24 protein-coding genes are annotated in these 26,455 nt (G+C 67.7%); 12 read left to right on the top strand and 12 right to left on the bottom strand.

Features of this window, described 5'->3' with window-relative positions:
* Positions 1 to 7 precede the first annotated feature (7 nt).
* The gene (locus tag AC1DKR_RS01955) at positions 8 to 1,156 is read left to right on the top strand and encodes a fatty acid desaturase family protein (protein WP_100465628.1); all 1,149 of its coding nucleotides are present in this window, start codon (positions 8 to 10) and stop codon (positions 1,154 to 1,156) included.
* 4 nt (positions 1,157 to 1,160) lie between these two features.
* On the opposite strand, the gene AC1DKR_RS01950 is transcribed toward AC1DKR_RS01955, so the two are convergent.
* The 5 genes from AC1DKR_RS01950 to AC1DKR_RS01930 all read right to left on the bottom strand — a co-directional run bounded on the left by AC1DKR_RS01950 (position 1,161) and on the right by AC1DKR_RS01930 (position 5,026).
* The gene (locus tag AC1DKR_RS01950) at positions 1,161 to 1,499 is read right to left on the bottom strand and encodes a tetratricopeptide repeat protein (RefSeq protein WP_478030776.1); all 339 of its coding nucleotides are present in this window, start codon (positions 1,497 to 1,499) and stop codon (positions 1,161 to 1,163) included.
* Positions 1,499 to 2,074: a flavin reductase family protein gene (locus AC1DKR_RS01945; RefSeq protein WP_032975319.1), complete on the bottom strand. Its 576-nt coding sequence runs from the start codon at positions 2,072 to 2,074 to the stop codon at positions 1,499 to 1,501. Before AC1DKR_RS01945 ends, AC1DKR_RS01950 begins: the two co-directional genes overlap by 1 nt.
* Positions 2,071 to 2,700 (bottom strand): superoxide dismutase, encoded by a 630-nt coding sequence (locus AC1DKR_RS01940; protein WP_478030774.1) that lies wholly within the window; start codon positions 2,698 to 2,700, stop codon positions 2,071 to 2,073. Before AC1DKR_RS01940 ends, AC1DKR_RS01945 begins: the two co-directional genes overlap by 4 nt.
* Positions 2,701 to 2,922: 222 nt before the next feature.
* Entirely contained in the window at positions 2,923 to 4,446 is a 1,524-nt protein-coding gene (locus AC1DKR_RS01935; protein ID WP_478030772.1) for a thioredoxin family protein, read from the bottom strand.
* Positions 4,447 to 4,546: 100 nt separating this feature from the next.
* Positions 4,547 to 5,026 carry a GNAT family N-acetyltransferase gene (locus AC1DKR_RS01930; protein WP_478030770.1) on the bottom strand — a complete coding sequence of 160 codons (480 nt, stop codon included), beginning with the start codon at positions 5,024 to 5,026 and terminating at the stop codon, positions 4,547 to 4,549.
* Between the two features lie 54 nt (positions 5,027 to 5,080).
* Between AC1DKR_RS01930 and AC1DKR_RS01925 the strand changes: the two genes are divergently transcribed.
* The 10 genes from AC1DKR_RS01925 (at position 5,081) to AC1DKR_RS01880 (ending at position 16,816) form a co-directional block, all read left to right on the top strand.
* A complete protein-coding gene (locus AC1DKR_RS01925; protein WP_394197556.1) occupies positions 5,081 to 6,016 on the top strand; it encodes a TIGR03571 family LLM class oxidoreductase in 936 nt (311 codons plus the stop codon).
* A gap of 121 nt (positions 6,017 to 6,137) precedes the next feature.
* Positions 6,138 to 6,467, top strand: coding sequence for a DUF3817 domain-containing protein (locus tag AC1DKR_RS01920; RefSeq protein WP_312787966.1), 330 nt, complete (start codon positions 6,138 to 6,140; stop codon positions 6,465 to 6,467).
* A gap of 152 nt (positions 6,468 to 6,619) precedes the next feature.
* On the top strand, positions 6,620 to 7,816 hold the full coding sequence (locus AC1DKR_RS01915; protein ID WP_478030766.1) for an MFS transporter: 1,197 nt from the start codon (positions 6,620 to 6,622) through the stop codon (positions 7,814 to 7,816).
* Positions 7,813 to 9,006: an isochorismate synthase gene (locus AC1DKR_RS01910; RefSeq protein WP_442244814.1), complete on the top strand. Its 1,194-nt coding sequence runs from the start codon at positions 7,813 to 7,815 to the stop codon at positions 9,004 to 9,006. The genes AC1DKR_RS01915 and AC1DKR_RS01910 overlap by 4 nt, the downstream gene beginning before the upstream one ends.
* Complete coding sequence (locus tag AC1DKR_RS01905) at positions 9,003 to 10,655, top strand: (2,3-dihydroxybenzoyl)adenylate synthase (RefSeq protein WP_478030763.1); 1,653 nt, start codon at positions 9,003 to 9,005, stop codon at positions 10,653 to 10,655. The genes AC1DKR_RS01910 and AC1DKR_RS01905 overlap by 4 nt, the downstream gene beginning before the upstream one ends.
* Positions 10,655 to 11,287, top strand: coding sequence for an isochorismatase family protein (locus AC1DKR_RS01900; RefSeq protein ID WP_394197549.1), 633 nt, complete (start codon positions 10,655 to 10,657; stop codon positions 11,285 to 11,287). The genes AC1DKR_RS01905 and AC1DKR_RS01900 overlap by 1 nt, the downstream gene beginning before the upstream one ends.
* Positions 11,287 to 11,544, top strand: coding sequence for a phosphopantetheine-binding protein (locus AC1DKR_RS01895; protein ID WP_336028965.1), 258 nt, complete (start codon positions 11,287 to 11,289; stop codon positions 11,542 to 11,544). The genes AC1DKR_RS01900 and AC1DKR_RS01895 overlap by 1 nt, the downstream gene beginning before the upstream one ends.
* Positions 11,541 to 15,419: an amino acid adenylation domain-containing protein gene (locus tag AC1DKR_RS01890; protein WP_478030760.1), complete on the top strand. Its 3,879-nt coding sequence runs from the start codon at positions 11,541 to 11,543 to the stop codon at positions 15,417 to 15,419. The genes AC1DKR_RS01895 and AC1DKR_RS01890 overlap by 4 nt, the downstream gene beginning before the upstream one ends.
* Positions 15,410 to 16,174 (top strand): 2,3-dihydro-2,3-dihydroxybenzoate dehydrogenase, encoded by a 765-nt coding sequence (locus AC1DKR_RS01885; RefSeq protein WP_478030757.1) that lies wholly within the window; start codon positions 15,410 to 15,412, stop codon positions 16,172 to 16,174. The genes AC1DKR_RS01890 and AC1DKR_RS01885 overlap by 10 nt, the downstream gene beginning before the upstream one ends.
* Before the next feature lie 198 nt (positions 16,175 to 16,372).
* A complete protein-coding gene (locus AC1DKR_RS01880; protein ID WP_478030754.1) occupies positions 16,373 to 16,816 on the top strand; it encodes an REP-associated tyrosine transposase in 444 nt (147 codons plus the stop codon).
* A gap of 114 nt (positions 16,817 to 16,930) precedes the next feature.
* Here AC1DKR_RS01880 and AC1DKR_RS01875 read toward each other — a convergent pair whose 3' ends face one another.
* The 6 genes from AC1DKR_RS01875 to AC1DKR_RS01850 all read right to left on the bottom strand — a co-directional run bounded on the left by AC1DKR_RS01875 (position 16,931) and on the right by AC1DKR_RS01850 (position 24,927).
* Positions 16,931 to 18,391: an esterase-like activity of phytase family protein gene (locus tag AC1DKR_RS01875; protein WP_478030752.1), complete on the bottom strand. Its 1,461-nt coding sequence runs from the start codon at positions 18,389 to 18,391 to the stop codon at positions 16,931 to 16,933.
* A 22-nt stretch (positions 18,392 to 18,413) separates the two neighbouring features.
* Complete coding sequence (locus tag AC1DKR_RS01870; protein WP_478030749.1) at positions 18,414 to 20,714, bottom strand: TonB-dependent receptor; 2,301 nt, start codon at positions 20,712 to 20,714, stop codon at positions 18,414 to 18,416.
* Between the two features lie 261 nt (positions 20,715 to 20,975).
* Positions 20,976 to 21,353, bottom strand: a complete 378-nt coding sequence (locus AC1DKR_RS01865) for a DUF2894 domain-containing protein (protein WP_478030747.1) — start codon at positions 21,351 to 21,353, stop codon at positions 20,976 to 20,978.
* Positions 21,343 to 22,002: an OmpA family protein gene (locus AC1DKR_RS01860; protein WP_025874313.1), complete on the bottom strand. Its 660-nt coding sequence runs from the start codon at positions 22,000 to 22,002 to the stop codon at positions 21,343 to 21,345. The genes AC1DKR_RS01865 and AC1DKR_RS01860 overlap by 11 nt, the downstream gene beginning before the upstream one ends.
* Positions 21,999 to 24,263: a DUF802 domain-containing protein gene (locus AC1DKR_RS01855; protein ID WP_478030745.1), complete on the bottom strand. Its 2,265-nt coding sequence runs from the start codon at positions 24,261 to 24,263 to the stop codon at positions 21,999 to 22,001. The genes AC1DKR_RS01860 and AC1DKR_RS01855 overlap by 4 nt, the downstream gene beginning before the upstream one ends.
* A 10-nt stretch (positions 24,264 to 24,273) precedes the next feature.
* Positions 24,274 to 24,927, bottom strand: a complete 654-nt coding sequence (locus AC1DKR_RS01850; protein WP_032975341.1) for a DUF3348 family protein — start codon at positions 24,925 to 24,927, stop codon at positions 24,274 to 24,276.
* A 144-nt stretch (positions 24,928 to 25,071) separates the two neighbouring features.
* Here AC1DKR_RS01850 and AC1DKR_RS01845 point away from each other — a divergent pair, with 144 nt between their 5' ends.
* Positions 25,072 to 25,989, top strand: coding sequence for a M14 family metallopeptidase (locus AC1DKR_RS01845; protein ID WP_025874316.1), 918 nt, complete (start codon positions 25,072 to 25,074; stop codon positions 25,987 to 25,989).
* Positions 25,990 to 26,042: 53 nt separating this feature from the next.
* Here the strand turns inward: AC1DKR_RS01845 and AC1DKR_RS01840 are convergent, their stop codons facing one another.
* Positions 26,043 to 26,393, bottom strand: a complete 351-nt coding sequence (locus AC1DKR_RS01840) for a hypothetical protein (RefSeq protein WP_478030741.1) — start codon at positions 26,391 to 26,393, stop codon at positions 26,043 to 26,045.
* Positions 26,394 to 26,455 lie beyond the last annotated feature (62 nt).

Below are 26,455 nucleotides of genomic sequence, written 5' to 3'. Positions count from 1 at the left end.
CGCTGCCATGACCCGCGCTACCGACCGTGCCCTGAGCCCTGCCGAGATGCAGACGTTTGGTGAGGAACTCGATGCGATCCGCGACCGTGTGATCGGCAGCCTCGGCGCCTCCGACACCCGTTACATCCGCCGCGTCGCAGCGGCTGTGCGCTGGTCCGGCGTGCTCGGCCGCAGCCTGCTGTTCCTGGGCGCGTTCTCTCCGTTGTTCTGGGCGCCGCTGCTGTGGCCGGCCTGCATCGCCGGCACGCTGCTGCTGGCGCTGGCCAAGATCCTGGAAAACATGGAGCTGGGCCACAACGTGATGCACGGCCAGTACGACTGGACCGGCGATCCCAAGCTCAACGGCAACACCTACGAATGGGACATCGTTGCCACCGCCGACAACTGGCGCAAGACCCATAATTTCCGCCACCACACCTACACCAACGTGCGTGGCATGGACGATGACATCGGCTATGGCCTGCTGCGCATCTTCCCGGAACAGCGCTGGAAGCCGTTCTACCTGCTGCAGCCGATCATCGCACCGATCTTCGCGCTGCTGTTCCAGTGGGGCGTGGCGGCGCAGGACCTGCGCCTGGGGCGCTGGTTCAAGGGCCGCATCAGCAGCCGTGCGATGTGGCTGCAGACCCGTCCGGTGGCACGCAAGATGATCCGCCAGGTGCTGAAGGACTACGTGTTCTTCCCGCTGCTGGCCGGTCCGTTCTTCCTGCCGGTGATGCTGGGCAACATGGTGGCCAACGGCCTGCGCAACATCTGGACCTACGTGATCATCTTCTGCGGCCACTTCACCGCCGAATCGGAAACCTTCCCGAAGGAATGCCTGCGCAATGAATCGCGCGGCCACTGGTACCTGCGCCAGCTGCGCGGTTCGTCCAACATCAGCGGTGGTTTCGTGATCAACGTGCTGTCGGGCAACCTCAGCCACCAGATCGAGCACCACTTCTATCCGGATCTGCCGGCCAACCGCTATGCGGCGATCGCCAAGGAAGTGAAGGATATCTGCCGTCGTTACGGCCAGCATTACAACAACGGCTCGCTGCCGCGGCAGTTCACCCAGGTGGTCTGGCGCATCCTGCGCCACGCCTTCCCGAGCAAGCCGCGCCGCCTGCCGATGCCGGACATCATGCCGGCACCGGCGTCGGCCAACGCCGGCTGAGTCTTCAGCCGGCCTTCGCCAACAGCGCAGGCGAATCGCGATCCAGCCTGCGCAGGAACACCTGCATTTCCTTGCGGGCCTGCTGGTCGCCCTTGCTGCCGGCCACGCTGAGCCCGCGCTGCCACGCTTCGCGCGCCGCCTGCGGCTGGCCACCAGCCAGCCAGGCCTTGCCCAGCAGCTTCCACGCCGCCGAGTAGTCCGGGTCCAGAACCACGCAGCGGCCCAGATGGGTGGCTGCGCGTACCGGGTCGCCGGCATCGAGCCAGCTCTTGCCCAGGCCGAAGCGCAGCAGTGCGCTGTCCTTGCCGGCGGCAAGCATCCCCTCCAGCGTGTTGATGTCCATCAGCGCACCTCCAGCAGGGTTTCCACCGGTCCCGCCTGGAAGCGGCCGCGATGGAACAGCAGTGGTGCACCGCCTGCTTCCTGCACATCGACAATGCGCCCTGCCAGCAACAGGTGATCGCCGACCGGCCACTGCGCGTGGCGGGTGCAGGTGAGGTGGACCACGGCACCGGCGATACGCGGTGGCGCATCTTCGCCGTCGTCCAGCAAGGGCACATCGGTGAATCGATGGCGCACCTGCGGATCGGCGAACCGGCGCGCCAGGGCTTCCTGGCCAGCGCCGAGCACGCTGATCGCGAAGCGGGTGGCGCGCTGGAACGTGGACAGGCTCTGCGCATGCAGGGCGAGGTTCCACAGCACCAGTGGCGGCTGCAGCGAGATCGGCACGAACGAGTTGATGGTCAGCCCCTGCGGTTTTCCCTGTGCGTCGCGGGCGCAGACGATCGCCACGCCGGTAGGGAAATGGCCGAGCAACCGCCGCAGCGCACGCGGTGGCAGGCTGACCGATGGCACCGGTGCCGGAGCGGGGAACACCCCCGCCCACGGCCCGGCGTATGCACCGGAGTCCGCGTTCATGCTGCCCTGGCCTGGCGGTAGCGCCGGCCGACCTCGGCCCAGTTGATGAGGTTGAAGAACGCGCCGATGTAGTCCGGGCGACGGTTCTGGTAATGCAGGTAGTAGGCGTGCTCCCAGACATCCAGGGCAAGGATCGGGGTGTTGCCGGAGGCGCCAGCCGCCACGCCCATCAGCGGGCTGTCCTGGTTGGCGGTGCTTTCGACCTGCAGGCGGCCTTGGTGATCGACGGTGAGCCACGCCCAGCCACTACCGAAACGGGTCTGTGCCGCTTTGCTGAACGCCTCCTTGAAGGCGTCGTAGCCACCGAGGTCGCGATCGATGGCCGCGGCAAGCTCGTCATCGGCGGTGCCGCCATTGGCGCTGAGCACGGTCCAGAACAGGCTGTGGTTGGCGTGGCCGCCGCCGTTGTTGCGCACTGCACCGCGGATCGATTCGGGCAGGGCGTCGAGGTCGGCGATCAGGGTTTCCACCGGTTGTGCCGGCAGGCTCGCCTGTTCCAGCGCGGCATTGAGGTTGTTGACGTAGGCCTGGTGATGCTTGCTGTGATGGATTTCCATCGTGCGCGCATCGAAGTGCGGCTCGAGGGCGTCGTAGGCATAGGGGAGGGCGGGAAGCAAGTACGGCATCGAGACAGTCTCCGTGGGGAAGGCCAGGGGTATGGCCGTGGGGAGACTGTTATCGCACCTCAACATTGGTTGAGGTCAAGCGGGCAACGCAGCTTCAGTAGTGCCAGCCCATGGCTGGCAGCTTCATGTACTTCGAGCTGCCAGCCATGGGCTGGCACTACTGAACCCGCTTTTAGAACCCTCGCCGGCACTACCTGTATCCGTCGAATCCTGCGTCTGGCGTCAGCTCAACCATTCCTTGCAGCCGCTATCAACCTGATCACCACAGGCCGCCTGCATCCGCTGCTGCAACCGTGCCAGCGTGTCCGCACCCTTGTGCTTCGCGCTCCACGCATGCAGCTGCCCCGCCAACCGCTCGAAGCGCTGACGCGTGCGCTGGTGGTAGCCGGATGGCTGCTTGTCCAGCTCGGCGATCAACGCCTCGGTGGCCTGCTCGATACGCGGTGCATCATCCGGCGCCAGCCGCAGCAGGCCCTCCACGTACAGCACGCCCCACTGCACGCGCGTCGCAGGACCCTGCGCGCCTTCGTAGGCACGCTTCAACCATTCCAGGGCGCCGGCGGTATCACCGCGCTGCTCGGCCAGTTCGGCCAGCTCCGGCATGTAGTAATAGGGCTGCTCGCTGCGCTTCAGCTCGGCCAGCAGCAAGGTCTCGGCGCCTGCATCGTCATCGACTTTACGCAGCGCGTAGACGGCGCTGCTGATGGTGGCCTGGCGCGCGTGTGCGTCCGTGGCGGCGGCATCGGCGGCGGCCACGCGTTGCTTTACCCGCTCAACCAGGGCTGCCGGCAGCGCGCCCTCGGGCTGCTGCTGGCGGGCCAGAGCCAGCTCGGTCAGCGCACGTGACAGGGCATCATCAGCGCGATCACCACGCGCGGTATCGGCACGTTCCAGCGCGACCAGCAGCTGCTGGCCGAGGGCATTGGTGCTGGCCGGACCGGCGCTGGCCTGCTTGACCAGCCCGGCGCCGGCATACCCCAGCAGCTCGCGGTTGCGACGTACTTCCGCCGGTTGCGCCAGCACGGCCTGCAACAGCTCGCGTACCTGGGTGGGCGCTGTCGTCGGTTTCTCGGCTGTAGCCAAGGCGAGCAACCCGAAGCGACGCTGCAGCGCAGGTTCGGGTGCGGCCTTGGCAAGCTGCTGCAGCACGTCCTGGGTGCTGCGCTTGCCGGCCAGGCGGTTGGCATCCACCTCCCAGCCGTAGTCACCCATCACCTGCCAGTCTTCGGCGCCAAGCTTGGCCGGCGTGGCCAGCGCGGTCGCGAGCGTTTCAGCAACGGCGCTGCGGCGGCTGGCGGCGACGGTCAGTGCCCGGGTCAGTTCGGCCGCGTCGTTGCCGCCGGCCACGCGGGTGATTTCGTTGCGCTGCGGGTCGAGCACGATCAGGGTCGGATAGCCGCGCACGCCGAAGCGTTCGCCCCACGCCTGCGCGCCTTCCTCGTCGCCGTCCAGGTACACCGGCACGAATTTGCCGGTCAGGGCGATGAAGGCCGGATCCTTGAACAGCCCGGCCTTGAGCTGGTTGCACGGTGGGCACCACACCGCGCCCCAGTACAGCAGCACCGGCTTGCCACTCTCGGCGGCTTCGTTGAAGGCATCATCCACATCGCCCTGGCGCCAGGCGATGGCGGAGGCCGGCGCGGTGGCTGCCGCCTGCGCCGTCGGCACCGGAGCGGAAGCGGGGGAGCAGGCGCTCAGGGCCGAGGCCAGCAGCAACATGGAAAGCGCGACGCGCATCGGCAGCATCTCGAAGGACAGGGTGATGGGGCCATTGTAGGAACGGTCAGGGTGCTGGCTGATGCAGTTTGCTTATGTCGCCCGCGCAGCACGGCATGTGGGCTGGGCATCAGTGCGGACCAAGGGGCGCAGCCACCGGAGCGGGCACGGTCAGCACCAGCGGCTGGTAGATCAGGCCGTTGAACTGGCCGACGTCACCATCCAGCACGAATCCATAGTGTTCGTAGGCGGGCACGGCGTTGAGCGAGGCGCGCACGGTCATCTGCGGACCACGCACCTGCGGCAGGACCGCCTGCAGCAGGGCACGACCAATGCCTTGCCCCTGCAGTTCCGGCGCGACGAACAGCATTGCCAGATGCTGGCCGGCCTTCAGTTCCACCACGCCGACCACCCGGCCTTCCTGTTCAGCCACGAGGATGTCGTTGTCGCCCTGCAGGCGTTCGGCGAACGCAGACGCTGCGGCCACCGTGCCGAACGTGGCGATGCCCTCGGCGGTGAGCATGGGCGCAACGGCTGCAGTGAACGCCGTCATGCACACCGCGCTGATCGCGGGCAGGTCATCGAGGTGGGCGGGGCGGATCCTGGTCATGCGCTGTACTTCCTGTGGCGGGACGACATCAATGCCCCACGCTAAGCTGGCGGCATGACTGATTTCAATCCCGCCCATGCACGTCTGTTTCCAACGCAGGGCCTCAGCCTTGGCCTGATGACGCCGGTGGCCGCACACGGCCTGGCCGCTCCACATGAGGCGCGACGCATTGCGCGGCTGGCCGATGATCTCGGTTTCGCCGCGCTGTGGACCCGCGATGTGCCGTTGATGGTGCCGCAGGGGCCGGATGCGACTGCCAGTGCGCTGGATGATCCGTTCCTGTGGTTGGGCATGCTGGCCGCGGCGACCGAACGCATCGTGATCGGCACTGCGGCCATCGTGCTGCCATTGCGGCAACCGCTGCAGGTGGCGAAGTCGGCGTTGAGCCTGGACCGGATCAGCGGTGGGCGCTTCGTGCTGGGCCTTGGGTCGGGCGATCGACCTGAGGAATTCGCAGCATTCGGCGAGGATCTGCAGGGCAGGGCAGGTACCTTCCGCGAACGCTGGTCGCTGCTGCGTGCGGCGCTGTCGCCAGAACCGTCCGAGCGTGCGCCAGTGTTGCAGGCAACCGGTGGATACGACGTACTGCCCGCGCCGACGACGCGCATTCCGATGCTGGTGGTCGGTACTGCACGGCAGAGTCTGCAGTGGATCGCGCGCGAAGCCGAAGGCTGGGCGACCTATCACCGCGAAGAGACCGCGCAGGAAGGGCGCATCGGGCTGTGGCAGCAAGCTCTGGCTCAGCGCGGCGGCACGCCCAAACCGTTCGTGCAGTCGATGCTGCTGGACCTGCAGGCCGACCCGGCGGCGCCGGCAGAGCCGCTGCCGCTGGGCCTGAAGGTGGGCCGCGATGGCCTGCGCGACTACCTGTTGCGGGTGCACGCGCAGGGCGTGGCCCATGTGATGTTCAACCTGGTCGACAACGGCCGGCCGATTGACGACGTGCTGCGAGAGATCGGGGAGCAGATCCTGCCGGATGTGCTTCGGTAGGTGTCCACCTTGGTGGACACAGCGTTACCGTTCGCCGGGCGTGGCCCGGCGCTACCCTCAGTGTTCGGATCGTTCGCATCTGCGTATCATTCGCATTTGATATCCACTGTTGGAGCCTTGCGTGACCCACCGCAACCCGCTGCATCCGACCGGACGCCTGTTCGCGATCGTCGCCTTCATCGAGGCCATCACCTGGGCCGGTCTGTTGGTCGGAATGTGGCTCAAGTACGGCCCGCAGGCCAACGTCGCGCTGGTGAAGCTGTTCGGGCCGCTGCATGGCGTGGCGTTCATGGTCTACGTGGCGGTGACCCTGTTTGCGGCGCTGCGCCTGCGCTGGCCCTGGTGGGCAACGGGGCTGGCCTTGCTGGCCGCGATTCCGCCGCTGGTGACCCTGCCGCTGGAATGGTGGTTCAAGCGTCGCGGCCTGCTGTCGGTACGCGCAGGGCAGTGATGCACCCGCGGGTGCATGCCCGTTAAGCGAATGGGTATCAAATGCAAATGCGAGCCGTTATCATTTAAGGATGGCGTCGCCGCCTGACAGGGCGACGTCGCGCGGGGTGCGGAAGCGCCCGGCGTTCCCTCCTTGGTTACGGTTGGTGTTCCATGCATGCACGTCCCGTGGTTCCCGGCTTGCCGGCGCTGGTGTTGGCTGCCCTGATCGGCACCATGGCGATGATGTCCTTCGTCGCCGTCATCGGCCCGGTGGTCCGCCTGCTGGGCCTGTCTGAATGGCATGCCGGTCTATCGGTCACGGCCGCGGGTGTGTTGTGGATGCTGGCCGCTCGCCCGTGGGGCCAGCTCAGCGATCGCATCGGCCGCAAGCGCGTGCTGGTGCTGGCCATGAGCGCCTACACGCTGGTCTACATCGCGTTGGCGGTGTTCATCGATGTCGCGCTGCAGACGATACCGCCGGTGCTGGTCTCGGTGCTGGTGCTGGTAGGTGCGCGCGGGCTGGTGGGCCTGTTCTATGCGGCCGTGCCGCCGACCGCTGCGGCGCTGATCGCAGACCAGGCCCCGCCCGGCCAGCGCACCAAGTTCCTGGCCCGGCTGGGCAGCGCCAATGCGCTGGGCATGGTGCTGGGCCCGGCTGCTGCCGGATGGCTGGCCTACAAGAACCTGCCGTTGGCGCTGTACGTGGCGGCGCTGTTGCCGCTGCTCGCGCTGGGCCTGCTGGCGTGGCGCTTGCCGGCCACGCCCCCGGTGGCTGCCGCACAGAACCGCAAGCGCGTACCACTGTCGCGCCTCGACCCGCGCCTGCGCCTGCCGCAGATGGCCGCGTTCGTTGCGATGGTGTCGGTGACCATCGCCCAGGTCACGGTCGGCTTCTTCGCCATTGATCGTTTCGGCCTGGATGCAGCCGAAGGTGCACGCATGGCCGGCATCGCACTGACTGCAGTCGGCGTGGGCCTGATCCTCGCGCAGGGGCTGGTGATGAAACTGGACGTGCATCCCCGGCGCTGGATCATCCTCGGCGCACTGATCGCAGGCATCGGCTTTGCGTCGGTGGCGGCGGTGCAGCAGACCTGGCAGTTGCCGGCAGCCTACGCGCTTGCAGCGTTCGGCATGGGCTTCGTGTTCCCCTCGTTCCAGGCGTTGGCCGCCGATGCGGTGCAGGCGCACGAACAGGGTGCGGCGGCCGGCACCGTCGCGGCGGCACAGGGGTTGGGCATGGTGGCCGGGCCGATGCTCGGCACCCTGTTGTATCGCGGCGGTGCCAGCCTGCCTTACCTGCTGGTCGGCGTGCTGCTGCTGGTGCTGTGCGTGCTGGCCGCAGCGTATCGGATGAAGGAGACCCCATGAACGATTCCCTGATTCAGGACGCGTGGCCGGAGGCTGCGTCGATGCTGTCCGAGCCCACCGCCGAAGCGTCGCTGTTCCTGCTGCGGCAGGCCGATCAGCAGATGCACGCGCGCGGCTGCCGCGCACCCTTGCCGACCGGTGCGCTGGCCACGCTGGCCGAGCGCGTGGCGACGTTTTTCGCGCAGCAGCGCGGTGGGCCGGGTCTGCTGGTCGGCGCGGTGCCGTTCGAGCCGCGCGCCGATGATGCGTTGTACCAGCCCGAGCGCCTGCTGCCGGCGTTGCCCGTGCAGTCGCAGGCGGCGCCGGCGCTGTCCGGAGCGCTGACTGCCGAGCCCTCGGCGCAGGCGTATGCAGCGGCCGTGGCCGACGCAGTCAGCGCGATGCGCGCGCCGGACCCGGAGCTGCACAAGGTGGTACTGGCGCGCAGCCTGTTGGCGCACACGCAGCAGGCGCTGTCACCGGAAATGCTGCTGGCCCGCCTCGGCACCGATCCTTCGGTAGCAACCTACGCCGTACCGCTGCCGGTGGACGTTGGCCAGGCGCCGGCATGGCTGGTGGGGGCGACACCGGAGCTGCTGCTGCGCAAACGCGGTGCGCAGGTGCTGTCGCATCCGCTGGCCGGTTCGGCTAGGCGCAGTGCCGATCCGGTTGCGGACGAGCGCGCCGCGCAGGCGTTGCTGGCATCGGCGAAGGATCATGACGAACACCGGCATGTGGTCGACGCCATTGTCGATGGCCTGTCGCCCTGGTGCAGCCATATCGAAGCGCAGCCGCGCCCGGTGCTGCACGCCACCGCCAGCATGTGGCATCTGGGTACGCGCATCCACGCCACGCTGAAGGACGCTGCTACGTCGGCGGCGACCCTGCTGGCCGAGCTGCATCCCACCCCGGCCGTCTGCGGTACCCCGCGGCTGCAGGCACTGCAGCGCATCCGTGCGCTGGAACCGGTGCCGCGCGGCTTCTATGCCGGTGCGGTGGGCTGGCTGGATGCACAGGGGGACGGCGACTGGTATGTGGCGATCCGCTGCGCGCGCCTGCAGGGCACCCAGCTGCGCCTGTATGCCGGCGCCGGCATCGTCGCCGACTCGCAACCCGAGGCCGAAGTGGCCGAAACCGCCGCCAAGTTTGCTGCCCTGCTGAACGCATTGGGCGTGCAGGACCCGCTGTCCCTGATCGAGGTATCCGCATGACGCCGTCCACCGTTGATTCGCGCCTGCCGCTGCAACAGCAATGGCCTGAAGCGCTGGTCGCGCGCTATCGGGCCGCAGGTCATTGGCGTGGCGAAACCTTCCCGGGTTTCCTGCGCGAACGCGCCGAGCGCCATGCCGATGACATCGCGGTGGTGGCTGGCGATGTGCGCCTGAGCTATGCGCAGCTCTGGCATGAGGCCGGGCGCATCGGCGCCGGGCTGCTGGCGCTGGGCCTGCAACCCGGCGAGCGCGTGCTGGTGCAGCTGGGCAATACGGCCGGTTTCATCGCGACGGTCTGTGGCCTGTTCCGCGCCGGGCTGGTGCCGGTGTACGCGCTGCCGGCACATCGCATCACCGAACTGGCCCACTTTGCGCGCAAGGCCGAGGCCAGTGCCTACATCAGCGCCGATGTCCATGAAGGCTTCGACCATCGTGGCCTGGCGCGCGCGCTGCAGGCGGAAGTGCCGGCGGTACGCCACGTGCTGATCGATGGCGATGCGGCCGAGTTCGTCGCGCTGGAATCGCTGCAGGGCGATCGCAGCCAGCTGCCGGCCGATCCTGATCCGCAGTCGGTAGCGTTCCTGCAGATCTCCGGCGGCAGCACCGGGCTGTCAAAGCTCATTCCGCGCACGCACGACGACTACATCTATTCGTTCCGCGCGAGCAACGAAATCTGTGGCATCGACCGCGACAGCGTGTACCTGGTCGCGCTGCCGGCAGCACACAACTTTCCGATGAGCTCGCCGGGTTTCTTTGGTGCGCTGTACGCCGGCGCCCGCGTGGTGCTCAGCCCAGGCCCCGGCCCGGATGCGGCATTTCCGTTGATCGCACGCGAGAAGGTGACCTGCTGTGGTCTGGTGCCGCCCCTGGCGCTGCTGTGGGCGCAGGCGGCGGCGACCAGCAGGCACGATCTGTCCAGCCTGCAGGTGCTGCAGGTCGGGGGAGCGAAGCTGGTGCCGGAAGCCGCGCGGCGGGTCAACGATGGCCTCGGTTGTACGCTGCAGCAGGTGTTCGGCATGGCCGAAGGCCTGGTCAACTACACCCGGCTGGATGACCCGCAGGACCTGGTCGTCGCCTGCCAGGGCAGGCCGATCAGCGAGGATGATGAAGTGCGCGTGGTCGACGACCACGACCAGCCCGTTGCCGAAGGCGAGGTCGGTCATCTGCTCACGCGCGGTCCGTACACCATCCGCAGTTACCACAATGACGCGGCGGCCAACGCGCGCTCGTTCACCGACGACGGCTTCTACCGCACCGGCGACCGCGTGCAGCAGCTGCCCGGCGGCTATCTGGTGGTGCAGGGCCGTGCCGGCGACCACATCAACCGGGCGGGCGAGAAGATCTCCGCCGAGGAGATCGAAGACCATCTGCTGGCCCATCCCGGCGTATTCGATGCCGCCGTGGTCTCCATTCCTGACGACTACCTGGGCGAGCGCAGCTGTGCCTTCGTGATCCAGCAGGGCGAGGCCATCAAGGCGCCGGCGCTGAAGGCGTGGATGCGCGGGCGTGGCCTGGCCGCCTTCAAGGTGCCCGATCAGATTGTTTTCGTGGACAGTTTCGACACCACGGCGGTTGGCAAGATCAGCCGCCGCGAACTGCGCGCGCAGCTGCGCGCGCGTCATCTGCAACAGACAGGAGGAACGCGCTGATGGCGCTGCCCCGCATTACCCCGTATTCCCTGCCGACCGCTGCGGAACTGCCGCAGGCGCGAGGCGCCTGGCGCCCCCAGCGTGATCGTGTTGCCTTGCTGGTACACGACATGCAGCGCTATTTCCTCGCCGCATTCGACGCCGGCAACGCGCCGCTGCAGCCGGCGGTGGACAACATCGCGCGCCTGCTGGGACAGTGCCGTACGCACGGCATTCCGGTGTTCTACACCGCCCAGCACGGCGACCAGGACCGCCGCGACCGCGGCCTGCAGGCAGACCTGTGGGGCCCGGGCATGGGCCGGCGTGCCGACCACGAGCCGATCATCGACGCACTCGCGCCGCAGCCGGGCGAGCATGTGCTGGTCAAGCACCGCTACAGCGCGTTCCAGCGCAGCAATCTGGAAACGCTGATGCGCGTGCGTGGCCGCGACCAGCTGCTGATCACCGGCGTCTACGCGCATATCGGATGCACCGCGACGGCGGTGGAGGCATTCCAGCGTGACATCGAGACGTTCATCGCTGCCGATGCCGTGGCCGATTTCTCGCGTGCCGACCATGACCAAGCGCTGCACTGGATCGCCCGCACCTGCGGCGTACCGATGACCACCGACCAGTTGCTGGAGGCAATGTGATGAACGCGACGACCGAAACCCTGACCCTGGAGCGCATGCGCGCCGACGTCGCGCGCGTGCTGGACTGCCACGCGGCCGACATCGGCGATGATGACAACCTGATCGATCTGGATCTGGATTCGATGCGCATGCTGGGGCTGGTGCTCGCCTGGGGCAACACCGGGCTGCCACTGGAGTTCTCGCAGCTGGCCGAACACACCACGCTGCGCCAGTGGTGGGCGGTGGTGCAGCAGCTGCAGGCCGCGCAGACGGCATGAACGGATCGCCGCTGCCGCTGACCGAGGCGCAGGCCGGGCTGTGGTTTGCCCAGCGGCTGGCCCCGCAGAATCCTGCATTCAATACCGCGCACGCGGTGTGGATCGAGGGTCCGCTGGATGTGCCGGCGTTCACCGCTGCCGCCAACCAGGCCGCCGTCGAGGCCGAGGCGCTGGCGTTGCGTTTCGCCGAGGCCGAGGACGGCCAGCCCGTGCAGTGGCACGAGCCCGCGCGGGTGCCATTGCTGCAGCTGCGCGATGTCGCCGCGGCCGATGATCCGCAGCAGACGGCGCGTGCGGCGATGCTGGCTGACCGCTGCAGCGCGGTCGACCCGACCCGCGACCGGCTGAGCCAGCAGGTGCTGTTCGACATGGGCGGCCAGCGCTGGGCCTGGTACCTGCGCGTTCATCATCTGGCCACCGATGGCTATGGCATGGCGCTGTTCACTGACCGCGTCTGCGCCCTGTATGCGGGCCGCACCGGTAGTGCGCTGCCAGGGCTGGCGGGCGTGCTGGCCGATGATGCCAACTACCGCAGTGATGCGCGCCGCAACGTCGACAGGCAGTGGTGGTTGCAGGCGCTGCAGGGCGCCCCGGCCTCCACCGGTCTGGCCGGCACCGCCGCGGCCAGTGAGGATGCACTGCGCTGGGTGCAACCGGTGGACCCCGCCTTGCGCGAGCGCCTGCTGCAGGTCTCGGCATCGTGGCTGCAGCCGTGGCCGGATGTGCTCGCTGCGTTGGCCGCAGAGTATGTGCGTCGCATGAGCGCGTCCGAGGAAGTCGTGCTCGGGGTGCCGTACATGGCGCGGCTGGGCAACGCGGCGGCGCGGGTGCCGGCGATGGTGATGAACGTGCTGCCGCTGCGGGTAGCGGGCGGCGAGGGCGGCGTCGACGAATTCTGCCGGCGCATCGGGCGCCAGCTCAGCCAGAGCCGCAAGCATGGGCGCTACCGTGGCGAACAGCTGCGTCGTGACCTCGGTCTGGTCGGTGCACAGCACCGTCTGCATGGGCCGTTGATCAACGTACAGCCGTTCTATAAGCCGCTGGCGCTGCTGGGTGTGCAGGCCTCACTGGAAGTGCTGAGCACCGGCCCGGTTGACGACCTGACACTGGGCTTCCGTGGCGATGGACAGACCCTGCTGGATCTGGAGATTGAAGCAAACCCGGCCCTGTATGGGCTGGATGACATGAAGGCGCATGCCCGGCGGCTGCTGCATTTCGTGTCGGCCGCGCTGCTGGCCGAAGACATCGCGACGGTGCCACTGGCCACGCCGGAAGAATCCAGGCAGGTCGTGCATGGCTTCAATGCCACCACGCATGCGCTGCCTGACACGACCCTGGTCGAACTGCTGCAGCAGGGCATGGACCGCGATCCGTCGGCAGCGGCGCTGGTGTTCGGCGATACGACGCTGGAACATGCTGCGCTGGAGGCGCGCAGCTTCGCCCTGGCCGCGCAGCTTCGCTCGCTGGGCGTGGGCCCGGGCACGGTCGTTGCCGTAGCGCTGCCGCGTTCGCTGGAACTGGTGATTGCGTTGCTGGCGGTGCTGCGCGCAGGCGGCGCGTACCTGCCACTGGACATTGCCCATCCCGCGGAGCGTCTGGCGCGCATCTTGGCGTCGGCGCAACCGGTCTGCGTATTGGCAGAGGCCGGCGTGCAATCCCGTCTTTCAGATGTGCCGGTGCTGCCGCCGGAGCAGTGGACCGATGTGAGCTTTACCGCACCCTGGCCGGGCCCGACGGGCGACGATGCGGCCTATGTGATCTATACCTCCGGTTCGACCGGCGAGCCCAAGGGCGTGGTGATCGAACACCGCGCCATCGTCAATCGCCTGCTGTGGATGCGCGAGCACTATGGCATGGGCGCCGACGACCGGATTCTGCAGAAGACCCCGGCAACGTTCGACGTATCGGTCTGGGAATTCTTCCTGCCACTGCTGTGCGGCGCGACGCTGGTGTTGGCGGGGCCGGACGCACACCGCGACCCGACCGAGCTGGCGCGATTGATCCGCGTGCATGGTGTCACCACCGCACATTTCGTACCGTCGATGCTGGATGCGTTCCTGGCTGCACCGGCCTCACAGGACCTGCGGCTGCGGCGCGTGTTCACCAGTGGCGAGGCGCTGGATGCCGCGCTGCGCGACCGCTTCCATGCGCGGGTGCATGCCGAACTACACAATCTGTATGGGCCGACCGAAGCGGCAGTGGATGTGAGCTGGTGGCCAGCCTCGGCTGATGACCGCTCGCGACCGGTGCCGATCGGTTTCCCGGTCTGGAACACCCGCCTGTATGTGCTGGACGCACGGATGCAGCCCGTGCCGGTGGGCGTGGCCGGTGGCCTGTACCTCGGCGGTGTGCAGTTGGCGCGCGGCTATCTCGGCCGCGACGATCTGACTGCCGAGCGCTTCCTGGCGGATCCGTTCCTGCCGGGTGAGCGCATCTACCGCACCGGCGACGTGGCACGCTGGCGGAACGACGGTGCGGTCGAGTACCTGGGGCGCAGCGACCATCAGGTAAAACTGCGCGGCCTGCGCATCGAACTTGGCGAGATTGAAGCAGCGTTGCGCGAGCTGCCTGGCATGGACCGGGTGGAAGTGCTGTTGCGCGATGATCTACCCGGCGAGGCGCGGCTGGTCGCCTATGTGCCGACGGCGCTGCTCGATGCAGCGGCGCTGCGCAGCCATCTGCTGGCGCGGGTGCCGGACTACATGGTGCCGTCTGCGTTCGTGGGCGTGGATCATTGGCCGGTGACCGCCAATGGCAAACTGGACCGGTCTGCGCTGCCGAAACCACGGCAGCAGGAGGCCGCCGGGCAGGCGCCGCGCACGCCGCTGGAGCGGGAACTGGCCGGGCTGTTCGCGCAGGCGCTGGGGCGTGAATCGCCGGTGGCGGTTGATGTGGATTTCTTCAGCATCGGTGGCGACTCCCTGTCGGCCGTGCACCTGCTGCTGGCCATCGAGCAGCGCTGGCGTTGCGAGCTGGGCCTGGGCGCGCTGTTCGCGCAACCGACCGTAGCCGCGCTGGCGGCACGCATTGCCGAGCCGCCCGCACGCGCCGATCACGCGCTGGGGCCGGTGATTGCGCTGTCGGCATCCGACGAGGCAACCGCAGCCCCCCTGTTCGTGCTGCACCCGGCAGGCGGCATTGCCTGGAACTATCGCGCACTGGCCCGGGCGCTGCAGCCAACGCGCGCGGTGTACGGGCTTCAGTCGCCCGCGCTCGATGCCACGCAACCGCTGCCAGGCAGCATCGAGGCCATGGCCAATGACTATGTGCAGCGGGTGATCACGCTGCAGCCACAGGGGCCGATCCATCTGCTCGGTTGGTCGGTGGGGGGCATCCTCGCGCAGGCGATGGCCGTGCGCCTGCACGACATCGGTCGCGAGGTCGGCGAACTGGTGCTGCTCGATGCCTATCCCAGCGAATGCTGGCGCGCCGAACCGGAGCCCGACCCGATCGCGGCGCTGCGGGCGCTGCTGGCCATCGCCGGGCATGACCCGGACGCGCATCCGGAACTGGACGATCGCGAGCGCATCCTCGCCTTCCTGCGGCGCGGCGGCAGCGCGCTGGGCAGCCTGCCCGAGGTTGTGCTCGACGGCGTGGTACGGGCGGTGACCGGAACCAATCGACTGATCCGCGAACACCAGCACCGACCTTTCGTAGGAACGCTGGCGCATGTGCGGGCCGGACGCGATCATCAGGCACGGCCGCAGTTGCAGTCCGCGCTGTGGAAGGCACATGCGCTGCAGGTGGATGCCATCGAGCTGCCGTTCCTGCACGCCGAACTGACCGGGCGTGATGCGGTGGCGCAGTTGGCACCGTGGTTGTCGGCGCGGCTGCAGCAGTGGGACAGGCAACAGGAGAGCGCAACATGCAGCTGACGGGTTTTGAAGGAAATGTGGCGCTGGTGACCGGCGCAGCCGGCGGTATCGGTGCGGCGCTGGTGGGGCAACTGCTGGACGCAGGGTGCCGGGTCGTGGCAACCGATCGCGAGCGACCTGCGCTGGCGACCGACGATGGGCGCGTGCAGGCTTTCGCACTGGACGTCACCGACGGTGCGGCTGTGGACGCGCTGGTAAACGAGGTGGAAGCCACGGTGGGACCGATCATGTTGGCGGCCAGCGTGGCGGGCGTGCTGCATGTCGGCGAGGTCGTGGACACCCGTGACGCGGATTGGCGCAGGGTGTTCGCGGTCAATGCCGATGGTGTGTTCCATGTGGGCCGCGCACTGGCACGGGTGATGTCGCCGCGCCGGCAAGGCGCCATCGTGACCGTCAGTTCCAACGCGGCGGGCGTGCCACGGCATGGCATGGCCGCCTATGCTGCCTCGAAGGCGGCGGCGACGATGTTCACCCGCTGCCTGGGCCTGGAGCTGGCGCCGCTGGGCATCCGCTGCAATATCGTTGCGCCGGGCTCCACGCTGACCCCGATGCAGACCGGCATGTGGGAAGACGAGCAGGGCGCGGCACGGGTGATCGCTGGCAATCCCGTGACCTACAAAGCGGGCATTCCCTTGCGCAAGCTGGCCACGCCGGAGGACATCGCGCAGGCGGTGATGTTCCTGCTGTCCGAGCAGGCCGGGCACGTGGCGATGAGTGACCTGTACGTGGACGGTGGCGCTACGCTGCGCGGGTGACGGGGCCGGGCGCCGCCGGGCAGGGTTCATGAGTTGCCGGCCAGCGGCCGGCACTATCACGGGGCGGACGTGACGGGCTTTTGCGTTGGGTAGTGCCGGCCGCTGGCCGGCAACCCCAGCAGACTGTCAGCAGCATCGTCATGGAATCTCGCGCTGTTCCCCGACAGCCAGCGATGTCTGCCTGATCCACGATGGGCCATGAGCAGCGATCTCCTGCGCCACGGGCGGCGTTCCATCATCGGTCAGGTCTACGTGCTGACCACAACAACATGCCAGCGCCGCCGACGCTTTGAATGCGGCGCTACGGCAGGTTGCGTCTCCAGCCAGTTTGAGGAACTGGAGCGACAAGGCCTGGTCCAGTCGCTTGCCTGGGTGGTGATGCCGGATCATGTGCATTGGATGTTGCAACTGCGTGCGTCGGAGCTGGCGGGCATCGCCCGTCGGTTCAAGTCATCCAGCGCGTTGGCCTTGAATCGGCTGACCGGTCATCGTGGGGTGGTCTGGCAGCCCGGGTACTTCGATCATGCGGTCAGGGCAGAGGAATCGTTGCATCGCCAGGCTCTGTATATCCTGGGCAATCCCATTCGGGCGGGCCTGGCCAGGGAGATTGGCGAGTATCCCTACGCGTGGTCGATCTGGTAGTGCCGGCCGCTGGCCGGCAACCAGGTGGTGCGTCCGGAGGTTCATGAAGTTGCCGGCCAGCGGCCGGCACTACCAGCGGTCGGGATTCATGGGGATGCCAGCCAGCGGCCAGCCCTACGGCAGGGTGAGCCGATACACCAGCACCCGGTTGTCGTTGTCGTACGCACTGTCGCAGTGCTCGCCCTGCATGCGGCAGTTGCGGGCGGTGAAGTCGTTGTCGTTGCCGATCAGCAGCAGTACGTCGTTCGGGTGCTCTGGATCAAGCGCAGGCAACACATCCATCGCCTCCCATTTCTCCGACAGCAATCCCGGGTGAGGGCCACGCCCTGTATCCAGGTCCAGCCCGGCCCGGGCCAGCTGCGGCCGGTCGAGCAGGTTCAGCACCTCTTTGACGTTGGCGGGCACGATGCCGGTCTTCAACATCGCGTCAGCCGGATCGGCCAGCACCGATGCCGTGCCGGTCTCATATTCCGTGTCCACCAGATTGGAGGCCTGCGCCACGTTCACCAGCAGCACCGATTTATAGACGATCGGTTCGTTGCCCTCCTTGCCCAGTCCATTGCCATCGCGCGCCAGCATCAGGAAACGCTCGTTGTCCAGCGCACGCAGCTCGCTCTGCGCAGCGGTACGGTCGAGCTTGCCTTTGCCATCATGGGCGTAGGCGGGCAGGATCATCACATGGTGGCCCACCGGTTGCGTCGGCGTCGGGTTGCTGGACACCTCGTAGACCAGCACGCGGGTGTTGATGCGGCCGGCGGCATTGCCTGCCGCGCTGTCCTGCATCAGCGCGCTCTGCAGGGCAACGAACAGCCGTGTGCCGTCGGGCGACAGGCCCATGCCTTCCACGCCCTGGTTGTTGCGGCGCCCGGTCTGCGGCGGGGCCAATGATCCAAAGGCAGGCTTGCCATCACGTTGTGGCTGGATCGCCTGCGGTGCCACGATCACGCCCTGCAGCTGGCCCTGTGCGTTGAAGTAATAGACGTTGGCGGTGTACTCGTCGCCGATGTAGAAGTGGCCGTCCGCAGTGAACTGCAGCGATTCGGCATCAAGCGCGACCTTGCCGGCCCCCGCGCCCACGGCCGGCGAGGGCAGCACAACGCCACGCTGGATGATTGTGTGATCACCCGGGTCGGCACCGGTGAATGGCTGGCCGTTGTAGTCCTTAAGCACCAGCCCCTTTTCCGGCTTCATCGTCAGCGTGCCGACGCTCGCTGGCTTGTCCGTCGGCCAGTCGATGCGCAGCTGCATGCGCTCCAGGCGACCGGCGTAGTCGTAGAACAGGCCGGCCTCCGGATCGTTGCGACCGCGGTCGGGCAGGGTCCACAGCACCCCTCCATAGCCATGCGCGGTACGCCGCCACGTGCCCGGCTGTACCGCCAACGACGAGAACGAGCCCAGCGTATCGCCGAGGAAGTCCACGGTGCCGGCCGGCAATCGTCCGGCGGCGACCAATCCCTTGTCCACGTAAGTGAAGCTGGCCACGTCCACCGCGCGTGGCGGCACGCCGCGGGCTTCATGCGGTGCGTTGTAGCCGCTGACCGAGAGCGCGGCCAACAGCAGGGCAGTAGTGGACATCAATGGACTCCTCGGCCGGCGATCAGAAACGGATGTCGATGGTACCGAACACCTGGCGAGGTGCCGACGCATGGAACACATACAGTTTGCCGGCGGGGTCGCTGGGTGCGAACACGCTCGAGTCCAGGTTGCTGGCGTAGCGCTTGTCACCCACGTTGGTCACGTTCAGCGACAGGCGCATGCCCTTGGCGAAGCCAACCTGACCGAAATCGTAGCCACCGGCCAGGTCGAACACGGTGAAGCCACCAAAGCCCTGGTCGTTGGTATAGGTGTAGAAGCGTTCGCCGGTGTACTTGCCGCGCAGGCTGGCGAACCAGCCGTTGTCGCGCCAGGTGATTTCGGTGGCCAGCAGCTGCTTGGGCGTGTCGGTCTGGATCTTGCCCTTGATCTGCTGCTCGACGCCGGCCTGCGTGTAGTTGGAGGCATACGTCGAGCGGTTCAGCGACGCCGAGGTGTACCAGCTGAAGTGCTCGTTCGGTGTCCACAGCACGGTCAGTTCAGCACCGCGACTGTCGACGCCGCCGACGTTGTAGAAACGGTTGCCGCAGGTGGGGCCGACCGGCTGCCGCGAATCGCAGGGGTTGTACTGCAGCAGGCGATTGTCAAAGCGCACGCTGTAGGCAGCGACCGATGCCTGCAACGTATCGGTGACGAAGCGATAGCCCGCCTCCAGCGAGCGTGATTCTTCCGGCTTCAGGTTGCCCTGCGCGTTCCAGGTGGCCTGGCTGACCGCCTGCGGGCCGAGTTTGAAGCCGCCCTGGAACATGGCGATGTTCTCGGCGTAGCTGGCGAACACTTCGTGATGCTCGCTGAGGCGGAAGTTGGCGCCAACGCTGGGCAGGAAGTTCTTGCTGGCCTTCAGCGAGCCGGTGGCGAACTGGTTGTTCGAGCTTGGCGAGATCGGTGTCTTCGCATCGCCGGGCAGCGCCTGCGCGTCGGAGGTGGCATGCGGACTCTTGGCGCCGAATTCCAGGGTCAGACGGTCGTCAAGCAGGCGCCAGGTGTCCTTCAGGTAGAACTGGTGGGTTTTCCAGCGCGTACGCTGGGCGAACACACCCACATCCGAGGGCAGGGTGTTCATGCCGCTGAGGTCGCGTGGTCCGTCCACCGCGGTCTGGTAGCGTTCGGCGCTGCTGGTGTTGCGTTCGTACCAGACGCCACCTTCGATGCGGTGTGCACCCAGCTCCCAATCGAACGACAGCGTGCCGCCATCGCGGTCGATGGTGTAGATGGTGTTGCGGAAGATGATCGGGATTTCCTGTGCAGTGCCCTTGTTCGACCAGGCGCCGCTGTTCCAGTTGTGGCCTTCGCCACGGTCGTCGTGGTGGTAGGCCAGCGCCCGCAGGGTGAAGCCGTCGGCGAGGAAGAAGTCGCCGGCCAGGTAGTACAGGTTGTCATCGCGCAGGATCTGCCCGGCGGTGAAGGCGCCGTCGGCGTCCTTGTCCGGACCGCTGTTGTCGCACCTCTTCGCGTTGAGGCTGGCGGTGTTGCAGTAGGCCTTGGCCACGGCCTTGTTCCAGTCCGGTGCGTAGCCGCCCCAGTCCCAGCCGAGGCCGCGGGACATCTCGTCCTTGGACAGGTAGAAGTAGTCGGCCTGGCTGGTGCGCGAGGTGTCGACGAAGCCGGTGATCTGGCCGCTGTCGAAGTTCCACACGCCCTTGGCGTTGAACTGCTTGGTGGTGGATTTGTTGTACGCGGTCTGGTCGTTCCAGAGGTCCGAGACCGCGTTCATGCCCGACACGTAGCCGGAGAATCCGTTGTACTCGCCGCTGTCCACGCGCACGAAGGTGCGGCGGTTGGCATCGCTGCCGAAGGTCTGCACCACGCGGCCGCCCAGTTCCTGCGCTGGGCGGTCGGAGGTATAGGAGATGGTGCCGCCGAGGTTGCTGGTGGACGGCGTGCCGAGGCTGCCGATGCCCACCGCCAGTTCGGCGCCCGCCATGTTCTCGCTGATCAGCGCACGGTTGATGGTCAGGCCGTTGTAGTTGTTGTACGCACCATCGCCCAGCGGCACGCCGTCCAGCACGTAGCCCAGGCGGGTGGAGTTGAAACCGCGCAGGCTCAGGGTCATCGACTGTTCGTTGGTGCCCAGCGCGTCGGCCGACTGCGCGTTGACGCCGGGCAGCAGGTTGAGCGTCTTCTGCAGGCTGGTACCCGGCGGCAGGATGTCCAGGTTCTCGCGGGTGATGCGCTGCACCTGGCGCGCCTCGCCACTGCCGATGACTGAAACCGCATCGAGTTCGGTGGCCGACGGCGCCTGCTGCGCCCATGCGATCGGCGCAAGGGCAAGGGACAACGCAGCAGCCAACAGGGTCTTGGTCATGGAACAGGCATTCAGGCAGGCGCGAGCCGCCGCGTGGAAGCGGAGCTCAGGCAGATGAAAGGGGAAACACGCGATGCGATCACGGGCGCCTTGGGCGCCGCGCGATCAACGTGAAAATGGTGCGCTAGACAGATGACTGTCTGGTGACATGGTCAACTGCGGACATCACGCGCGGGTAGTGCCGGCCGCTGGCCGGCAACTGCGGGATGCTGCGGAGGGTTCATGAGGCTGCCGGCCAGCGGCCGGCACTACCGCTATCCGTCAACCCGCGTTGCGTGGCTTGCGCGTGCGCTTGGGCTTTGCTGAGTCACCGCTGCTGGCGGCGCCATCCAGCAACGCCTGCAGCCACGACAGCGTATCGACATAGTCGATGAAGTGGCGCAGATACCCGGGGCTGGTCGCCTGCATCGTGTCCAGCATGCGCTGCACCAGCACTGCCGAGTTCAGTGGGCCGCCGTCGGCCGGGGCTTCGGTGCGCAGCGAGCGGCGCACCTGCAGTTCGCTGCGCAGCTCGGACCACTCGCGGCGCACGTCGTCCAGCATCGGCACCTGCGGGTAGTGCAGCAGCGATCGCGACCCGCTGTCGAGGTCGCGCACCAGGGCACGCAATCCCTCCAAAGGCGAGGACTCAGCTGCCATTGCCGTTCTTCTCGCCCGGCGCAGCAGCCTTGGGCTTGGGAATCGGCGCGATCTCCACACGGCGGTTGCGCGCGCGGCCATCTTCGTTGGCATTGGAGCTGACCGGCTGCTCGCTGCCGAACGCCGCGGCGAACACCGCATCGGCCGGTACGCCGTCGGCGATCAGGGTACGGGTCACCGTCAGCGAGCGCTGCGCGGACAGCTCCCAGTTGTCGGCGAAGCGGCGGTTGCCTTCCCGCACCGGTGCGTCATCGGTGAAACCGCTGACCATCAGGATCTCTTCGCGCGTGCCGAGATAGGCCGCCAGCGGCGCGGCCAGGCTGCGCAGCAGCTCCTGGCCTTCCGGCTGCAGCTGGTCCGAGTTCAGCGCGAACAGCACGCTGCCGCTGATGCCGATGCGGCCATTCACCAGCGTCACCCGGCCGGCGGCGAGCGGGCCGGCCAGCGCCTGCTCCAGCGTCTGCAGGCGCTTGGCTTCGGCCTGGCGCTGCTTGACCTCCTGGTCCAGGCGCTGCGACAACTCCAGCTGTACGGCGACCACGCCGACCAGGATCAGCACGAACGCGCCCAGCAGCACCGACATCAGATCGCCGAATGCCGCCCAGATCGGGGCGTGTGAGCCGCCGTCGACCTCCAGCTCGTCGCTCATGCGCTGCCGGCCTTGCCGCGGCGCGCGGCCAGCTGCTGCAGTTCTTCCATCACTTGTTTCTGTGACAGCAGGCTGAGGTCGACCACCTCGCGCGCCTGCGCCACGTAGTACGCCAACTGCTCATCGCTGCGCGCCAGCGAGGCGTCCAGCGCACCGCCAATCTGCTCCAGGCGTCCGGAGAGCTCTGCCGAAGCGGTGCCGAACTGCTCGACGGCCGCCGCGAAGGTGCCGGCGAGCTGGCCCACTTCACCGGCACTGCCATTGAGCAACGTGGCGATGCCATCGAGCTTGCCGGTCTCGGCCGCGATATGGTCGCTGAAACGGTTGCCGACGCGTTCCAGCAGTTCGGCCGAGCCTCCGACCAGTGCATCCACAGCGGTGCGCTGCTCGTGCGAGGCGTGGTTGATCGCCTCCAGCAGGGTCTGCACGGTGGCCAGCAGGTGACCGCGCTCTTCCAGCATCGCGTTGTCGCGCACCAGACTTTCGGACAGGGTGCTGCGCAGCTCGTTGATGACCTCGGCGGCGGCCTTCGGCGCCTCGGCGGCGGTCTGCAGCAGGGTGGACACTTCGGCCAGCGTGGCGCTGGCCTGGGCGCGGCCGTTCTCGCCGATCTGCTGCGCGGTCTGTGCCAACGTGTCGCAGACCTGCTGCTGCTGTTCGGCAAGGCGCTGGCCATTGGCCTGCAGGCGCTCGGCGAGATCGGCCGAAACGCTCTGCAAAGCGTCGCTCCAGCGCTGCAGGCGCTGCTCGTCGCCTGCCAGCAGCTGGGCCTGCAACGCCGCGTGCGCCTGCTGCAGCTCGGTACTTACCGCGTCCCAACGCAGCTGGCGCTGCTGTTCGCGTGCATCCAGGCCCGCCTGCAGTTCGGCATGCGCCGTGGCGGTGGCGGCCTGTGCGGCCTGCCAATCCTGCAAGCGCTGTTGCTCGTGTTCCTGCAGCAGCGACTGGCCGGCGGCGTGGCGCTCATCCAGGGCATGCAGCAGCGCCTGCGCACGGTCATCCAGATGGCTGCCGGCATGCAGCAGCGCCTGCTGCTGGCGCTCGACCAGTTCACTGTTCAATGCATGCTGCTGTTCGGCAGCAGCGCGCCAGGCCTCGGCGTTGCTGCTGGCATCGGCCTGCAGGCGCTCGCCGATGCGTGCCACCAGGGCTTCACCCTGCGTGCTCTGGCCTTCGCTGAAGGACTGCAGATGCTGGCGCAGTTCGGCAACCAGCGCCTGCTGCGCGCCGGTCTGCTCGGCCACTACCCTGGCCCAGCTCGCTTCGGTCGCCACGCGGCTGCGCTCGAAGCCCTCGGCCAGACCATTCAACTGCTGCTGCACGGCCTGTTCGACACGCGAATGCAGCGCCTGGCCGTGGCTGGCCAGACCGGCCAAGGTGGTTTCGGCCATCGGTTGCAGCGCGCCACCAATGGCCGCAGCACTGGCTTCGGCCCCCTCGCGCAGCGACTGCTGCAGCGAGGTTGCCAGGCGTTCCTGCAACGCCTGGCTCTGCGTCAGGAACTCGGCCTGACCGGCCAGCAGGCGCTCATTGGCGGCCGCGCTGTGCTGTTCGAAGGTGCTGGTCATCGCCTGCAGGCGATCGATCAGCGTAGGCAGCGCCGCAGACTGCGACTGCAGCAGGCGCAGCGACTCGGCACGCTGCCAGGCTTGCGAATACGGATGCAGGTCAGTGGCGATGGCGCGGTCCAGCTGCTGCACCACCTGCAGGCGGTCGCGGCGCAGCAGTGCCGACAGCAGGCCCAGCATGGCCGAGCTGGCCACGCCGGCGATGGACGTGCCGAAGGCCACCGCCAGCCCCTGCACTGGCGAGGCCAGCGAGCCGCGGATGGCCGCCATGTCGGTGGCGCTCTGCAGCGCCAGGCCGGTGCCGCGCAGGGTGTCCATCATGCCCAGCAGCGTGCCGAGCATGCCCAGCAGCACCAGCAGGCCTACCAGATAGGGCGTCAGCACCGGCGAGGGCAGGGCGGTGCGTTCGCCTTCCACGCGCAGGCGCACGGCATTGCGCAGGCCCAGCGGCACACGCTCCAGCCACGGTGCCAGGCTTTCCTTGGCCAGCGAAAGGTCAGCCAGTGCGGCGCGCAGGCCATTGCTGGCCTGCCGGTAGCGGTACAGCTCCACGCCACCGGCGATGTAGCAGGCTGCGATGATCGCTGCCACGGCTGCACCCAGCGGGTGCACCGAGACATAGCCGACGCCGATCCAGCACACGGCCAGCAGGCCAGCAAGGAAGACAAGGACGTGGAAAACAGTTCTGGACATGGTGTTCCGGTCAGTGTGAGCGCAGGGCGGCAAGCAGCCCCTGGATCGGGTGGAAGCGCAGTTGCAGCTCGGCGAGCAGCAGCGTGCGCATGTCGTGGCGGAAGGACGCGCGCCAGCCGGGCTGGCCGTGCACGCGTTCGAATCGGGCACCCAGCACCGCCGGGGCGGTGGCAAGCAGGCTGTGCTCGCGCGGGCTCAAGGTCTGCTCCATCACCGCATCGACCTCGGCCAGCCGCGCCAGCTCCGGTGACGCCTGCACCAGCTGGTCGCGCAGGCGGCCGCGCAGACGGCCGGTAGCGGTCTGGATGGCCTGCTGCAGCACCCGGTAGCGCTGCCGCAACGAAGCGAAGTTCGGCGCGGCGGCGGCCTCGGCCAGGTCCAGCAGGCGCTCGGCCTCGGCATCCTCGCTCAGCGAGGCCAACAGGCTCGCTTCGGCCTGGGCGCAATCGGCCAGCAGATCATCCAGCGCTTCGGCGGCCTCGGCCGGTTCAGCCAGGCGGCCATCCAGCGCCCCGGCAAGGGCCACGGCACGGCTCCAGTCCACCCACTGGCCGAGGCGATCGGTCAGGGCGGGACTGGAGGCCGGCATCGCGCCGTCGCTGAGACGGGCGAGCAGACGGAGGAAGTCCGGTCCATCCACGACCGGCTGCGCTGCGTTCGCCATCAAGGGGGTGGGGGCCAAAAACCGTTGATTTTACAACCAGATGAGGCCGGCCGTATGAAGGCGGGGGCGAGGGGCAGCACCGATCGGGCCACAAGGCTTAAAATGGTCGGCTGTACCACCGCACCCCGACTTCTGGAGCTTGAGATGACCGTTGCGCAGTTCTACCCGATCGGCACCCCCGGACAGCCCTGGGGCGACGCCGAACGCGCGCAGTGGCGGGCCCGCCAGCAGCGGCAGCGCAGCTACCACGAAGACGTGGTGACCGCGCTGGAACGGCTGGACGAGCGCTTCGACGTGGTGCAGTACGGCCAGTTGGACTACGCCCCGGACCACTACCCGCTGTTTGCGGTGGTGAACCACGACTGGAACCCGGCCCTGCCGACCGCGCTGGTCACCGGCGGCGTGCATGGCTACGAAACCAGCGGCGTGCATGGCGCCCTGCAGTTCCTGGAGCAGCACGCCGAGCGATACCTGGGCCGCTTCAACCTGATCGTGGCCCCGTGCGTGAGCCCGTGGGGCTATGAGCGCATCCAGCGCTGGAATCCCAATGCCATCGATCCCAACCGCAGCTTCCGTGACGGCGGCCTGATCGAGGAAGCCGCCTCGCTGATGCGCTGGGTGGCCGAACGCAAGGCCAACATCCGGGTCCACCTGGACCTGCACGAGACCACCGACAGCGATCTGCACGAGTTCGACCCGGCCCGCTGTGCCCGCGATGGCAAGCCCTTCGAGCGCGACACCATTCCCGATGGCTTCTATGTGATCGGCAACAGCGAAGACCCGCAGCACGAATTCCAGAAGGCGCTGATCGCCGCCGTGGCGCCGATCACCCACATTGCCCCGGCCGACGCCGAAGGCAATCTGGTGGGCATGCCGCTGCAGTCGCTGGGCGTGGTGTGGGGCGAGTCGCGCTCGATTGGTGCATGTGCCGGCTTCACCGATGCGCTGTATGCCACCACCACCGAGGTGTACCCGGACAGCCCGCGCACCAACCCGCAGGAATGCAACGACGCCCAGGTGGCGGCGGTGTGCGCGGGGTTGGATTTCGCTCTGGCCAATTGACGGCTGCGTCGTAGCGCCGGGCCCATGCCCGGCGACTTCCAACGGCTGCAGGATCAGCCGATGCCTTCGGCCTGCAGGCGCAGGCTGTCGGCTTCGTCCACCCGTCCAAGCGACTGCAGGTAATCGGCAAGAATGGCGAGGTACAGTTTCTCGGCTACTAGAAACTCGTACCCGCCGTGCGCCGGTCCCCAGAAGCCGTAGAGCTCGACGTGACCGTCGGGGATTAACATCCCTTCCACCTCACGCTGGTACTCGTCCAGGCTATGGGGATACACGACGCCGAAGCCTCCGTTCGAATCGCCAAATCCTCGTCGCTTCAGCGCGAAGGCGGCGACCTCGGCGGGGTTGCTCCATGCGTCGATGACTTCCTTGACGCGTGCGATGGTTTCGGGTGTGGGCTGCATGCTGCAAGGATGCACCAATGGGCAACCTGCTGCAGGCCATTGCCCGTATCTGCGACGTGCAG

The sequence above is a fragment of the Stenotrophomonas sp. 01N47 genome (assembly GCF_056399165.1).
Note: the sequence above shows the minus strand (reverse complement) of the source record. Positions and strands in the feature narration are given on the sequence as shown.

Bases quoted from the DNA above. Each gene is read 5' to 3' on its own strand.
- AC1DKR_RS01955 (WP_100465628.1), top strand. From the start codon at position 8: ATGACCCGCGCTACCGACCGTGCCCTGAGCCCTGCCGAGATGCAGACG.
- AC1DKR_RS01950 (WP_478030776.1), bottom strand. From the start codon at position 1,499: ATGGACATCAACACGCTGGAGGGGATGCTTGCCGCCGGCAAGGACAGC.
- AC1DKR_RS01945 (WP_032975319.1), bottom strand. From the start codon at position 2,074: ATGAACGCGGACTCCGGTGCATACGCCGGGCCGTGGGCGGGGGTGTTC.
- AC1DKR_RS01940 (WP_478030774.1), bottom strand. From the start codon at position 2,700: ATGCCGTACTTGCTTCCCGCCCTCCCCTATGCCTACGACGCCCTCGAG.
- AC1DKR_RS01935 (WP_478030772.1), bottom strand. From the start codon at position 4,446: ATGCTGCCGATGCGCGTCGCGCTTTCCATGTTGCTGCTGGCCTCGGCC.
- AC1DKR_RS01930 (WP_478030770.1), bottom strand. From the start codon at position 5,026: ATGACCAGGATCCGCCCCGCCCACCTCGATGACCTGCCCGCGATCAGC.
- AC1DKR_RS01925 (WP_394197556.1), top strand. From the start codon at position 5,081: ATGACTGATTTCAATCCCGCCCATGCACGTCTGTTTCCAACGCAGGGC.
- AC1DKR_RS01915 (WP_478030766.1), top strand. From the start codon at position 6,620: ATGCATGCACGTCCCGTGGTTCCCGGCTTGCCGGCGCTGGTGTTGGCT.
- AC1DKR_RS01910 (WP_442244814.1), top strand. From the start codon at position 7,813: ATGAACGATTCCCTGATTCAGGACGCGTGGCCGGAGGCTGCGTCGATG.
- AC1DKR_RS01905 (WP_478030763.1), top strand. From the start codon at position 9,003: ATGACGCCGTCCACCGTTGATTCGCGCCTGCCGCTGCAACAGCAATGG.
- AC1DKR_RS01900 (WP_394197549.1), top strand. From the start codon at position 10,655: ATGGCGCTGCCCCGCATTACCCCGTATTCCCTGCCGACCGCTGCGGAA.
- AC1DKR_RS01895 (WP_336028965.1), top strand. From the start codon at position 11,287: ATGAACGCGACGACCGAAACCCTGACCCTGGAGCGCATGCGCGCCGAC.
- AC1DKR_RS01890 (WP_478030760.1), top strand. From the start codon at position 11,541: ATGAACGGATCGCCGCTGCCGCTGACCGAGGCGCAGGCCGGGCTGTGG.
- AC1DKR_RS01885 (WP_478030757.1), top strand. From the start codon at position 15,410: ATGCAGCTGACGGGTTTTGAAGGAAATGTGGCGCTGGTGACCGGCGCA.
- AC1DKR_RS01880 (WP_478030754.1), top strand. From the start codon at position 16,373: ATGAGCAGCGATCTCCTGCGCCACGGGCGGCGTTCCATCATCGGTCAG.
- AC1DKR_RS01875 (WP_478030752.1), bottom strand. From the start codon at position 18,391: ATGTCCACTACTGCCCTGCTGTTGGCCGCGCTCTCGGTCAGCGGCTAC.
- AC1DKR_RS01870 (WP_478030749.1), bottom strand. From the start codon at position 20,714: ATGACCAAGACCCTGTTGGCTGCTGCGTTGTCCCTTGCCCTTGCGCCG.
- AC1DKR_RS01865 (WP_478030747.1), bottom strand. From the start codon at position 21,353: ATGGCAGCTGAGTCCTCGCCTTTGGAGGGATTGCGTGCCCTGGTGCGC.
- AC1DKR_RS01860 (WP_025874313.1), bottom strand. From the start codon at position 22,002: ATGAGCGACGAGCTGGAGGTCGACGGCGGCTCACACGCCCCGATCTGG.
- AC1DKR_RS01855 (WP_478030745.1), bottom strand. From the start codon at position 24,263: ATGTCCAGAACTGTTTTCCACGTCCTTGTCTTCCTTGCTGGCCTGCTG.
- AC1DKR_RS01850 (WP_032975341.1), bottom strand. From the start codon at position 24,927: ATGGCGAACGCAGCGCAGCCGGTCGTGGATGGACCGGACTTCCTCCGT.
- AC1DKR_RS01845 (WP_025874316.1), top strand. From the start codon at position 25,072: ATGACCGTTGCGCAGTTCTACCCGATCGGCACCCCCGGACAGCCCTGG.
- AC1DKR_RS01840 (WP_478030741.1), bottom strand. From the start codon at position 26,393: ATGCAGCCCACACCCGAAACCATCGCACGCGTCAAGGAAGTCATCGAC.